Source organism: Paenibacillus sp. WLX1005 (genome assembly GCF_046603685.1).
In the GTDB taxonomy this organism is placed as follows: Bacteria; Bacillota; Bacilli; order Paenibacillales; family Paenibacillaceae; genus Saccharibacillus.
This window is the reverse complement of record NZ_CP176756.1, coordinates 236,665-250,412: the sequence shown is the minus strand read 5'-3', so window position 1 is coordinate 250,412 and position 13,748 is coordinate 236,665. Positions and strand designations below refer to the sequence as shown.

Genomic DNA, 13,748 nt, shown 5'->3' with positions numbered 1-13,748 from the left:
AAAGTCGCCCGATTCTGCCGCAGCTCTATCCTTTGCTGCCCATGTGTATACAGAAACGGAGCATTCCACTGTCCAGCCTTATCTTATCATCTTTTATACCCCGACTGCCAACTAAGCGAGCTGGCAAAGGTATGGCGGAACCGCGCTCCTGCTTATGTATCCTTACCCGCTATGCCATATTCATAAAATTTCAATTCTGTCATCGTTTGGAAAAGTGGTAGTGGTGAGACAAATACATGAGATGAATAATAATAGAAACGATACATGCGTAACATACGTACATGCAGTTATGTTGAAATGTTCTGCTCGCTGCAAACTTTGCATATGGAGAAGCGATGCTGTATATTTTATGCAAACCGTATATCTCAGCAAAATCATCGGAATATGACACTTTTTATTTATGATTATGTTGCTATGACTGCCTTTCCGCGCTTCAAGCAAGGCGATTTCGGTGTATAAACAGAAGAGATATAAAGTAAATGCCATTCTGCATATGTCATTTTGTACAAATGAGTATGACATATGCACGGATGACGTAATAGAGAGAATGACAAACAGACAATAGGATGTGTAGAGACTATATTGGAGGAGGATTACTTTGCAAAATTGGATTACGAATTTCATGGAGCAATTCGGCTATGTCGGTATTGCGCTAATTATTGCACTGGAAAATGTATTTCCGCCGATTCCATCGGAGATTGTACTTCCGTTTGGCGGATTCATGACGACCAACTCGTCGCTAACCGTGATTGGTGTTATTATTGCGGCTACGATTGGCTCGGTAGCGGGTGCAGTGATTTTGTATGGCGTGGGGCTGCTGATTGATGTGGAGCGGCTGGAGAAGATTGTTGACCGCTGGGGTCATATTTTACGAGTAAAAAAGGAAGATATTCACCGCGCGGACAAGTGGTTTGACAAGTATGGCTACTGGACAGTGCTGTTCTGCCGCATGGTGCCACTCGTACGCAGCCTGATCTCCATTCCAGCGGGCATGTCTAATATGAAATTTGGACTGTTTCTATTATTTACGACGATTGGTACGGTGATCTGGAACTCGATTCTAGTCATTATTGGAGCAAGTCTGGGCGAGAACTGGCATCGGATTACGGAGTTTATGGATGTGTATTCAAATATTGCGTATGCGATTATTGCTGTGGTGGGGATTGGGTTTATCGTTTGGTATGTGAGACGGCATAAGAAGGCGCAGGCGAAATAGTTAAGCAAGAAGTATACAATATCAATAATTATTAAATAATACGATGTTATTATGGTGTGATAAGATGTTATCATGGTATAATATAATTAACAGTTCCCGCCCGGCCTAGCAAACTGAGACCCAGTTTGATGCAAAAATGGGTGGGCCATTTTTTTATATGGGGGCTTATTATGAATACTGGCGGTCTGCCTCTAAAACCGGCTATTTCTATAGAACAGCAGATTTTATTATTGGAATCTCGTGGTCTCATCATTCCAGATCATAATTATGCCAAGAAAATATTACAACAAATTAGTTACTATCGATTTACCGGCTATCTCCTGCCCTTCAAAAATCAACAAGGTAATTATCGTAAACATACCTATTTTCAATCGATCGTTAATATTGCACATTTCGATTCCGCATTGCGACTTCATTTATTTAAATTGTGTGAACATATCGAAATCAAAATGAGAGCTACATTGTCATATTATCTGGCAATGAAGCATGTACAGAATTCACTGTTTTATAAAGAAGAGCAAAACTTCAATTTCCAAAAAATTAGTTTTGATTCTTTTAGTCAAAGCTGGCAAAAAAGTTTATCTGATAGTAGAGAAATTTTCATCCAGCACTATCGCAGTCGTTATGGAGGACAATATCCTATATGGGTTGCTATTGAAGTTCTAACCTTTTCTTCACTATCCATCTTATATTCCAATCTACATACGCAAGATCAAAGATTAATCGCAAAAGAATTTAATTTAAAAACGAATAACTTGCTCCGAAATTGGCTTCATGCGCTATCTGTTATCCGTAACAAATGTGCTCACTTTGGTAGATTGTACTTTACGCTTTTGGACAAAGATATAGCACGTTCGTTTAATGCGAGAGAACTTCATTTGAATGCAAAAAAGTTATTTTCACTCATTTTCTCAGCAAAGTATTTGGTACAAGATTTAGATTTTTGGCAGCAATGGGTAGATGAATTGGAAAATCTAATCATTACATACTCATCCGATATTGATCTGGATGTTCTCGGTTTTATACCAGATTGGAAGCATCATTTAATGAGTGTACCATCTGACATAAATTAAAAGAAGAGCCGTGTAGTTTAGGCACCATCTGCCCACGGCTCTTCTTTTATTCATGACTAACTCAACTATTCATAAACAACACAACATCCCTCAACTCGACGGATTGTTAGTCACCATCGCGTACCCAAGCAGCATGAATAATTCAAACCCTACCGCCAGAATCACTACAGCAGCAACGATGCTCCAGATGAGTTTGCGAGTATTCATTCGTCCGATGTTCATCTTCCTCCCCCTTTTTGCCACAATCTATATCCAAAGTATCATATAAAATACAACAATTTCCACTTCAGAACGCCGTATCCTACTTGTAGTTGAATATTCAAATGAGAACAAAAGGGAAACCAACTATTAGCAACCATCGGCATGAACAAGCATCTTTACCAATCACTATCAAGAACGATCAAACAACTCCTGCTGCTCTACAATCAACGGCAATGTGATCTTCACCTTCGTCCCTTCGCCCTTCTTACTAGAAATACTCACGCCGTATTGATCGCCGTACAGCAACGTAATACGGTTGTTGACGTTCTGAATCCCGATGCCGGTGAATAGTTGGCGTTTGGACTTCGGATTGGGCAGTTGGCTATCTTCATCATCAGACAAACCGTCGATACCGTCGCCGTTGTCGACGACTTCGCACACCAGCATGTCATCCAAGCGCGATACCATAATATAGATAACGCCTGCTCCTTTTTCATTAAACGCATGGAAAAAGGCATTTTCGATAAATGGCTGGATGATCAGCTTTGGCACCTGATAGTCCATACAGTCTGGTGCGACGAAATAATTGACCTGTACTTTATTGCCGTAACGCACATGATTGATGAACACATAATTTTTCATATTGTTCAGTTCCTGCTCGATGGTGATTGTCTCGCTGACATTGCTGATCGTATTTTGCAGCAGGGAGATTAGGGCATTGATCGTCTCGGCGGCGGTTTCTTTATTGCCTTTTTGCACGAGCATCTTGATCGACGCCAGCGTATTGTACAGGAAATGGGGATTGATCTGCCGCTGGAGCGCCGCTAGCTCAGCGTTACGCTGTTCTTTTTGCGTTTCTAGCAGACGTGCGATGTACTCGTTCAGCTCATCCAGCATATAGTTGAACGCCCGGCTCAGCTCCTGCACCTCGTAGCTGCCTGTCACATGCACATAGTTGCCAAAGTCCTTTTCGGTAATGGTCGACATCTGGCGCACCAGTCGAGTGAGTGACTGCGTGAGTCGACGCGAGATCAGGAACACGGTCAGCAGTGCTGCCAGTACGATGCCGATACAGATCAGGGCGATATCACGTACGTTAATAATCTGTCCGACAGCATATTCGCGGTCGATCAGATTCACCAGATAGAAATTGTACGACGGGATATAATTGGCGAGAATGATATGATTTTTGCCCATCACATCGTCGTTCTTGTAGCTCAGCTGTTGATCCTGAATGTCGGTCACGTCTTTTAACAATTCCGGGGAAAAGGTGCCGATCAGGTCTTCGCGGTTGGACGACACGATCCGTCCGTACGCGTCGAGAATGAGCACATCGTTACCCGTACTCGTAAAATTGCTGTAAAAGCGCTTGAACTCCTGCTCTCGAATCGCCACATAGATCGTGCCATACAGGTAATCGCTCGTGCGCTCCATGAGCGCTTTGGACGCGATAATATAATCTTCCTTGCCATTCTTTGCCGTCTCCTCGTCATACTGGTACATGAGCCGCTTCGGCTCTGCTACGGTACGCTCGGTAATCCGGTTTTTCGCCAATTGTTCGGTCGGCACAGGCCAATACGACCAGTCCGACGTATAGCTGCGCCCGTTCACACCGACAAGCGTCACACCGACATCGTACGCATCCACATTGGACTTGATCTGCTTCATCTGCTGTCCCATGCCAAAATAGGTCACAGACGCGCTTAACGAATCCCCTTCACCGCCAGTCAGGTAACTTTTCACCGTCCCGTTCTGCGACGCATGGCTGACGCCATTAACGATGGAATCGTTGAATGACTCCATACTGCTCTTGATCTGATTCAGCACTTTGGAATTGGTAATGCTGAACGTCTCGGTAAACAGCCGCTCCGACATGCGAATCGTCACTAACGAAGTGAACAGACAGACGGTGATGATGCTGACAACCATAACGATAAACAGCTTGAAAAACAGTCCCTTTTGCTCAAAACGACGCATATGGTTTTTGATATTCATTTCTCATTCCCACTCATCTTCATAAGATCCTGCCGTTTAGCGCATATGCTGCCGGCGGTACTGACTGGGCGACAGACCGGTCCACTTTTTGAATACTTTGGTGAAATAGCTATGATCGGAATAGCCCACTTTGTCGCTGATCTCGGAGATCGCATACCGGTCATCCGTTAGCATCTCGGCAGCCTTTTGCACCCGAATCTTGTTCAAATGCTCGCTGAAGCCTTCCTTGTTATGAGTCGTAAAATAACTCGACAAATACGACGGATTAAAATGAAAATGCTGCCCTAATCCGGTCAGACTGAGCGGTTCAGCGTAATGCTGCTGTATATATTCCAGCAGCATCTTCATATTGGAGCCACTCTGCTGACCAGAACGCTCAGCGATGCTTGCCTGCACCCGCTCCAGAAAGCCGTTCAGTAGCGCCAGCGTCTGCTGTACGTCCAGCGCATCGTTAATATCGCGGAAATAATCATATTTTTCCTGATCCAGCTGCCGTACATCGTAATCCTGATTGCCCAGCAGCGTAATAATGTTAAAAATAATATTGCCCAGAAACGACTTCAATTCAAACGGCGTTGCCCGGTAATTACCAGCCAGCGTCTGCACATATTCCTGTAGCGCTGCAAAGGCACTGTCAAACTGCTCCCGCCGCAGTTCCTCGGTAAACTGCTTCAGATTGAAGCCACCCTTCACCTCTATCGGCTCCGGCAATTCATGCTCAATCATCAACGCCTGATCGGGAAAATAAAACCGGTACTCCAGCAATGTCAGCAAATGCTGGTACATCTCACCAATCTGCTGTGGCTGTTCAAATGGTTCAGTTAGCGCCCACGCATGCTGCGCTGTCTCGACCTCTTGCTCGCCGTGCGATGCTAGCTTCCGCAATACATGAATAAGCTCGTCAGCATGTGCATCATCCGTATTCAGCAAAAAGACAACAATTTGCGGATCGGTAGCTACCGGACGGAACGCCAGCGGCACTCCGCACTGTTCCAGACATTCCGCTATGCTGGAACTGATATTGGCAATCTGGTTGCTGCGCTGCTGACTCCACGCATCGCCATTGCCACCATGCGTCAGGCGCGGCTGCACACCAACGAGATAACAGTGAGCATATGGAAACTGTGTCGTTAACAATTCCGGCTCATAGTCAGCGTCAAAGCCAGCGATGAGCTTTTCCAGTACATGGTCGACGGTGATCTGTTCGCCGCCCGTTTGCTCGTCATATTGGAGCGCCGGGATGCGGCGGGCGGTATTTTGCAGCACTTGTAGCAGCTCTTGCGTTTCTAACTTGGGCTTGAGAATATAGTCTGCTACTCCGTTCTGGAAGGTGGAGCGCACATAATTAAATTCACCGTAGCTGCTAAGCACGATGACTTCAATCGCAGGATAATTCTGCTTGACGATTCGTGTAAATTCCTCACCATCCATAATAGGCATCACGATATCGGTAATGACGATATGCGGGCGCAGCTCGTCCATCAGCTCCAATGCTTCACGTCCGTTGGACGCCTCGCCCACGATCTGGAATCCATATTGTTCCCAGACGAGATAATGCTTGATTCCTTTCCGAACCAGCACCTCATCATCGACGATTACTATTTTGCATAATTCTTTCATTAGGACACTCCCTATAAGACTGGATGTTACGCATAAGTTGCTTTGAATCTCATCATCTATCTTCATTATATGGGATGGATCGCGAATATGGCGTTTTGCGAAGTTATTTTTGATAACGTTTTCATAAGAGAGGGATAATGTTTGTCTGATTTTGTCTTTTTATGCTATCACAAAACGGGGATTTGCGGCACAAAATGTTTTACGATCACTAGTGGCACAGGATTGTACATCGCTACCGATACATAGCCAATACCCGTCATGTCGTCTTGAGCACATCACGGGTATTGGCAGGCAGTACATATAAAGTAGGAGTTGGTGTTATTTGCTACGATCTAGCGCCATCCGTGCCGCCAGCCCGGTCAGCACGCCCGCCATGAGCCAGCGTTGCCATTGTAACCAAAGTGGACGCGTGGAGAACCATGCCGCTACAGCACTGGCAGTGAGAACGATCAGCAGATTGATCATAAAGCTAACGCTGATCTGAATCAGTCCCAGCTCCATACTTTGCAGCAATACCGACCCACGCGACGGATCGATAAATTGTGGCAATAACGATATGTACAGTACCGCTGCTTTCGGATTGAGCAGATTGGTCATAAAGCCCATCATGAATAGCTTGCGCGGGGAATCCACCGATAGCTGCTGCGGTTCCAGCGGCGATGATTGACCTCGTGCAATCGACTTCCAAGCGAGCCAGAGCAAATAACCCGCGCCTGCCCAGCGAATCAGCTCATACAACAGTGGCACCGCACGAAAGAGCGCAGACAGTCCGAACATCGTTGCTGTAATATACACAGTAAATGCCAGCATTATGCCCATTAATGAGATTACGCCTGCCATTCGCCCCTGTGTAATTGAACGCGATAACAAATAGATCATATTCGGTCCCGGCGCACACACCATACCGAGCGCCACCAGTGCAAAGCCAATCATCGTTGTCATATCCAGCATGCTTCACCCTCCTGTACTATGTATTCCATTTTTATACATTATATTGAATGATAATACTTCAACGCAAAAAGTCAACCCTACCGTATAGGCTACTCATAGCTATTACGATGGGATTGACTTGAAATCAATATACATAAATATTCATTTAAAAGTATAATTATTACGCAAAAAAATATAAAAAACCACTTTACTGCGTATGTTCTATATCTTCATGAAACACAACCTGTGCCCGCCCGGAGCGCTTCGCTTCGTACAGCGCTAGATCGGCGCAACTTAACAGATGTTTAGCCCCTGTTCCGTCATTCGGATACATTGCAACGCCGACCGACGAAGCAGTGATCACTTCCTGATCGTCCAGTTGCCACGGTTTTTGCAAAGCCTGACAGATCGTATCTGCCATCCAGCCAATCTGACCACGACTGCTCACGAGTGGCAATACAACGATGAATTCGTCGCCGCCAATCCGAGCAATCGTATCCATAGGACCCAATTCACTCGCGATTCGCTGAACCATCTGAATAAGCAGCGAGTCGCCCGCTTCATGACCAAGCGTATCGTTTACCTGCTTGAATCGGTCGATATCCAGATACAATATACCTAGCATCGTCTGATTCTGATGTGCCAGTTCAATATCTTGATGCAGCTGAGTCAGCAAATAGCGACGATTCGGCACGCCAGTCAGCGGATCGATATAGGCAAGCGATTTGAGCTGCTGCTCGTGCATTTTACGTTCCTCGATATTGCGCGCTACGGTCAGCAGATAATCGTCTTTGTCTTCCTGCTGCACATACGACATATTCATCTCAAACCAGATATGATGACCATCCTTGTGACGGTAGCGACATTCATGCACAACATGCACTTTCTTTTCTACCAGTATTTCATTTAATAAACCGGCAAACTTCCCAATATCTTCGGGATGTACCAGTTGAAAGCGTTCGGTCTGGATCAACTCTTCCGGCGTATAACCCAGCGCACGCGAAATGGACGGCGATGCGTACTGCACGGTACGATCCAGTCCGAGAATGGTGATCACATCGGTCATATTTTCGGCGATCAGCTGGTAACGTTCCTTTTTCTGTTGCAGCGCAACTTCGGCAAGTTTACGGTCGGTGATATTGCGGCTCACGATAATGAGACGATTCCGTTCATGCACACCGCAAAAGATCGGCGTCTTCATGACTTCCCACGTACGTTCTACCCCGTCATACCCGACAAACGACTTCTCCACGATTAACGTGGAGCCTTTTTGCCACGTTTGTTCATCAGTCATTGTATTAAATTCAAAAATCGATCGTAATTCCGGACGCATCTCCGCCAATTCCAGATCGGTTTTATTCATATATTCAGACTCGGTCAGCTTATGAACCTCTCGTACCATCTGGTTACATAGCAGCCAGCGCCCTTCGCCGTCCTTGAGTACAATCAGCTCCGGTATCATATCAATCAGCAAACGTAGCTGCGACTCATTCTCGCAACCTACCAGAAGCTCATTGGAGAATTCCATAAGAATCCTCCTTTCCGCAAAATGATCCTGAATCGCCGCTAGGGAATGAAGAAAAATGGATCAGCGCGACTCAGAAAAGATAAACACATCAATAATATATATTATATCGGCGGCAGTCATAACAGTTTACAGCGCTGAAAGCCCCATTTTGACGGGAAAAACAATAAATTTTCATGAAAACACAGTCGTCGTGTTACAGGCAAATGGTATAATAAAGGGATACCACAAAGCCTAGGAATGCAGGAGAACGATAAATATGAACCAACCTTCCAATGAATCCGTTGCGGATTCGATACTGGATCGGTGGCGTCGTCAGATTGAACAACAGCTGATTCCACTAGAACAGGAGATTCGCAATGTTACGTATACCGAGCAGGCGCTGGAGCAATGTCTTCGCATCATGCCCGATCTAACTCCAGTTGCCGCGCAATTGTATCGGCTACTGGTGGAATTAACGATATATAGCCGGGTCATGAAGCCACTGCATCGCACGACCGGCTCCACTACGCTATCACTCGGTTACCATACCCGATTGGCGGCAACGGAAGTACAGAATCGGTTACAACAATTATTATCCGCGCCACTCGCTCCACTGGAACAAGCGGAAGAACGCGTCGTACTGGGCGGATTGCTCAAGGAATTACGGCAAAGTATGCTGTACGAAGTACGAGATACGCATGTGTTGCTGACTTGCTATTATTTGCTCTGGCGCGGCTGGCTTATGTCCTTGCCACAGGCGGTGCCGCTATTAGAGCGCGAATTGAAGCTGCTGGAACGCGCCTTTGCGCAGGCAGATCAGCAAAAGGACAATCGGCAGGCGCCACGCTTTGCTTACAATTCCGGGATGCTGGCGCGCAGTTATATTTATTTTCTGTCCAATGAAGATGAGCAGGCGCTGGACTGGATTCGCCAAGCGGCAGAGCGGCATGACTTTTACCCGGAACGGATGCCCGATCTAATGGGCGAACTGGCAGCAGCGGAGCAATGGGAACGGCTGTCATGGTGGCTGGAGCAGCTTGTTCCGGTGCTGCGCCGACAGTATTCCGACCTCCAGCATTACGGCGACTACTGGGAATTGGTAATCCAGCAGTTACCAGATCGTGAGTCACAGATGTGGCAAGCGCTGGGACGTATGCTACCGCTTGGTGGACGTATTTATGAAGATCGCCTGCTGGCGTATGGGAAGTACCGGGAGTGGATGGATTATCAGTTATCCGCAGGGAAAGACCCTGCCAACTACAAAGTGACCGAACTGAAACCGCTGGAAAACAATGCACCGGAGCTGCTATTGCCCTTTTACCATCAGGCGGTAGAGCGGCATATGTCACACAAAAACCGGGATGGCTACAAAGCAGCGGTAAAGCTACTCAAACGACTATCCAAGCTATATGCCAAGCTGAAGCAGGATGAAGTCTGGCGGGAGTATATGGAGCAATTCGCCGCCCAGCATAGCCGCTTGCGGGCGCTACAGGAAGAATTACGGAAAGGAAAGCTGATTCCATGAGTCATCATCTACAACATATTCAAATCCGCGTCGGTATGAGCGAATACGGCGATGCGCTGATCTATGGCACCAAGGAATCATACGGCTTCGTACCAGCGCTCTACCTCAAGCATCTGCTGTTTGCGTGGCACAAGCCTTCCTTTTACGGAACTCAGCTACAGATCGAGCAGACGCCAGAGGTGGAGCTGATCGTCTTGCCTGCCGAACAGGTAATTCCCTTTTTCGCAGAGGCAGAGCTGCTCCATCATGTGGAGTGGAATTGGGAAGGTGACGCCGATGCCCTGCGTCAGCTTACCCCTGCGCTACTGAATTGTCTGAACGATAAAAAGTATCTGCCATCGCTCGGCGCATACCGACGTGGCAAATTGCAGTGGAAATGGGACCCGGACTATTTGCTCAAATCGGTATCGCGGACGAAGCGGCAGGAATTGCAGCGATTGCTGCAAACAGGCGTGGAGCCGGAGCTGCTGGAAGGGTTGCAGGCGTCCTTTTCTGCCAATGTGTCGGAGCGGTATTACAATACCGAAGCCGAAGCTGCCGATCTGCGGCGCGAATATCCGCAGCTATTTGACCGGAACAACAGCACGGCAGGAATGGATGAGAATAGCTGGCTCGTATCGATTGGCTGGAAAAGTGATTCTGCACCTTTCCGTCCGGCATTGCAGCTAGTCGAGCCGGAAGAGGAGAATAACGGCTGGCAATTACGCCTGATTTTACAGGATAAAACGGATGAAACTCATCTGGTGCCAGTGCGCCTGAGTATGAGCGGTCAGGCAGATGGGGATTGGCCGACAGCATGGCAGCAGCATGTGCTGGATCGCTCTACCATTTGGCGTGAGCAATTGCGCGCTGTCCTGCCGATCAACCAGTTTGGCACGGAGCAGGATATGATCGGGCGCAGTCTGAACAATGAGCAGGCGTGGCGCTTTCTGTCGCAGTACAGCAATCGACTGCTGCAATCGGGCTGGCTCGTGCTGCTGCCTGCATGGTGGGAAGCGGCGCGCCGCAAGCGTCCGAAGCTAAAAGCCAAAGTGAGCGAGGAAGAGGAAAAGCGTACCGGCAAGTCCTTTTTCGGATTGGACGCGTTAATCGACTTCGACTGGCGGATCGCGATCGGCGAGACAGAGCTGACCGAGGATGAATTCCTCGAACTAGCGGAAAAGCAAGAACGGCTTGCTCTGTTCCGCGGTCAGTGGATCGTACTAGACCCCGAGCTGCTGGAGCAGATTCGCCGCGCAATGCAAGGAATCGATCGGCGACGCGGGTTGTCATTTCAAGATGTGCTGCAACTCCATCTGATGCGGCGTAGCAAGCAAAATGGCGAACAAGAAGAAGAAATTGACGCCGAAGAGGAAGAATTTCAACGTATTGAGATTGAAGTGGAATTGAACGAGCATCTGAATGGATTGATCAGCCAGATTAGTCAGCAGAACGATATGCCGCTCATTCCGGTTCCTGCTGGGCTGCATGCACAGCTGCGACCATATCAGCAGGAAGGCTTCTCATGGCTCAGCTTCTTGCGTCGCTTTGGGCTTGGCGCTTGTCTGGCAGACGATATGGGTCTCGGCAAAACGATCCAGCTCATCACGTATCTGCTGCATATTAAGGAAGATGCTGAAACCGAAGCAGAGCGATTACACCAGATCGTGCTGCAAAGTATGGAGCAAAATGATGCGCAGGAATTACAACATACACAGCTGGCAGCAGTAATGAAGCAGCCGCCAATTGATACGAAGACAACTGCTGTAAACGAAAATATCCATGTACCAGATATGAGCGGTGCAACGATCTCTTCCGAGCAATCGTTACAACAACAGCAGGATCTTACGCGTACGATGCAAGGGAGCGGCGAGGAAGCACAATTTTCACATCCTCCTTCTTCCAACTCTACACCCAGTATGTCGGAAACGGAATCATCGCTGCTGGTCAGTCATTCGGTGTCCAGTCCGACTTCGCTAGTTGTCTGCCCGACATCCGTACTCGGAAACTGGCAAAAGGAGATTCTTCGCTTCGCGCCTTCTCTGCGTGTTGCCCTGCATTATGGTAGCAAACGCTTGAGCGGCGATGCTTTTCAGCAAGCGGTTGAGGAGAACGATGTGATTCTAACGTCCTTTGCGACGGCTTCACTAGATCAGGAGCTATTACAGACGGTTACATGGGCAACGATCTGTCTGGACGAAGCACAAAATATCAAAAACGCACAAACCCGCCAATCGCAGACAGTACGCAGTCTGCACGCTTTGCACCGGGTCGCTATGACCGGTACACCGATTGAGAATCGGCTTGCCGAGCTATGGTCCATTTACGACTTCATCACTCCCGGCTATCTGGGCAGTATGAAGGGATTTCAGGATCGTTTTGCAACGGCGATTGAGAAGGAGCATGACGAGGAACGCACCCAGAATCTGCAACAGCTCGTTAAGCCATTCATGCTGCGCCGGACGAAAAAAGATCCGAATATCCAGCTGAATTTGCCGGAAAAGAACGAGATGAAGACGTATATCAACCTCACCCCGGAGCAGGGCGTCATGTACGATCAGGCGGTCAATCAGCTGATGCAGCAGATGAACCAGCTACAGGGCATGAAGCGCAAAGGTGCTATTCTGTCTGCCCTCACGCAGCTCAAGCAAATCTGCGACCATCCGGCACTCGTGCATACTGTGTCGCCGCAAGAAGATGGCGAAGAAGAACAGACAGATTGGAGCATCGATACGCTCATCAGTCGCTCTGCCAAGCTAGAACGGTTGGTGGAGATGGTGCGTGAGCTGCGTGCCGAAGGCGAGAAATGTCTGATTTTCACCCAGTATATTGGTATGGGTCAGATCATCCAGAAAGTATTGAGCGAGGATATGAACGAGTCAGTGTTGTACTTGAACGGTAGCACGTCCAAGACGGCGCGTGACCGTATGATTGAGCAATTCCAAAGCCCGGGCGAGCCGAATATATTCATCCTATCACTCAAGGCGGGCGGCGTCGGTCTGAATCTGACCGCCGCCAACCATGTGTTCCATGTGGATCGATGGTGGAATCCAGCGGTCGAGAATCAGGCGACCGACCGGGCGTACCGGATGGGGCAGCAGCGAGATGTGCAGGTGCACAAGTTTATCTCGCTCGGGACGCTGGAGGAGCGGATCGATGAGATGCTGGAGAGTAAGCAGCAGCTAAGTAACAATATTATTTCCACTTCGGAAGGCTGGATTACGGAACTGTCGAACGATGAGTTGCAGAGCTTATTCAGCTTGCGGCGTGAGTGGGTTGATGTGTAATGTGAGGTGGTGTGGGGAAAATTGACGGTGGTGGTGGGTGAGAGTCCGCTGCGGGAAGGGATAAGGGGACGGGACTCGGGTGGAGGTACGAGAATCTATGGATTAGGAGTGCAGGTAGATTCTCGCACCTCCAAAGTCGTCCCGTTCCCCTTATTCCCTCCCCTCCGCTCCGTGCTCATCGCAGCACCAACGCAATTTCCTACTTTGTGGGAGTAGCAGGTCTTAGACATGAAGTGGTCGAGAGGAGCTTGTGATGAAGGTTTTCTTTCGTGTTACCCTGATTGTATTGGTCTGTTTGTTTATGGTTGCTTGTAGCGATGAACGGGAGGATGTTGTCGTTGACTATGAAGCAGGATATGGTGATGTAGACGAACACGCGTATTCTGGTTTTGCTTTTCTTATTCACTTAGTATTT

General features: G+C 48.0%; 9 protein-coding genes. 4 read left to right on the top strand and 5 right to left on the bottom strand.

The annotated features are described in order from the left end of the window. Positions 1-598 precede the first annotated feature (598 nt). Together ACE3MZ_RS01065 and ACE3MZ_RS01060 are read left to right on the top strand one after the other, a co-directional pair. The gene (locus ACE3MZ_RS01065; protein ID WP_411344716.1) at positions 599-1,216 is read left to right on the top strand and encodes a DedA family protein; all 618 of its coding nucleotides are present in this window, start codon (positions 599-601) and stop codon (positions 1,214-1,216) included. Positions 1,217-1,386: 170 nt separating this feature from the next. Further along, positions 1,387-2,289 (top strand): Abi family protein, encoded by a 903-nt coding sequence (locus ACE3MZ_RS01060; protein ID WP_411344715.1) that lies wholly within the window; start codon positions 1,387-1,389, stop codon positions 2,287-2,289. Between the two features lie 90 nt (positions 2,290-2,379). Here ACE3MZ_RS01060 and ACE3MZ_RS01055 read toward each other — a convergent pair whose 3' ends face one another. The 5 genes from ACE3MZ_RS01055 to ACE3MZ_RS01035 form a co-directional block, all read right to left on the bottom strand. Continuing rightward, positions 2,380-2,511, bottom strand: coding sequence for a hypothetical protein (locus tag ACE3MZ_RS01055; protein WP_411344714.1), 132 nt, complete (start codon positions 2,509-2,511; stop codon positions 2,380-2,382). Positions 2,512-2,679: 168 nt separating this feature from the next. Beyond that, positions 2,680-4,485, bottom strand: coding sequence for a sensor histidine kinase (locus tag ACE3MZ_RS01050; protein WP_411344713.1), 1,806 nt, complete (start codon positions 4,483-4,485; stop codon positions 2,680-2,682). A gap of 36 nt (positions 4,486-4,521) precedes the next feature. After that, complete coding sequence (locus ACE3MZ_RS01045) at positions 4,522-6,105, bottom strand: response regulator (protein WP_411344712.1); 1,584 nt, start codon at positions 6,103-6,105, stop codon at positions 4,522-4,524. A 318-nt stretch (positions 6,106-6,423) separates the two neighbouring features. Further along, complete coding sequence (locus tag ACE3MZ_RS01040) at positions 6,424-7,056, bottom strand: LysE family translocator (RefSeq protein WP_411344711.1); 633 nt, start codon at positions 7,054-7,056, stop codon at positions 6,424-6,426. 187 nt (positions 7,057-7,243) lie between these two features. Continuing rightward, a complete protein-coding gene (locus tag ACE3MZ_RS01035) occupies positions 7,244-8,563 on the bottom strand; it encodes a diguanylate cyclase domain-containing protein (protein WP_411344710.1) in 1,320 nt (439 codons plus the stop codon). Positions 8,564-8,819: 256 nt separating this feature from the next. Between ACE3MZ_RS01035 and ACE3MZ_RS01030 the strand changes: the two genes are divergently transcribed. Further along, on the top strand, positions 8,820-10,067 hold the full coding sequence (locus ACE3MZ_RS01030) for a hypothetical protein (RefSeq protein WP_411344709.1): 1,248 nt from the start codon (positions 8,820-8,822) through the stop codon (positions 10,065-10,067). Then, on the top strand, positions 10,064-13,333 hold the full coding sequence (locus ACE3MZ_RS01025; RefSeq protein WP_411344708.1) for a DEAD/DEAH box helicase: 3,270 nt from the start codon (positions 10,064-10,066) through the stop codon (positions 13,331-13,333). The genes ACE3MZ_RS01030 and ACE3MZ_RS01025 overlap by 4 nt, the downstream gene beginning before the upstream one ends. Positions 13,334-13,748: the final 415 nt, after the last annotated feature.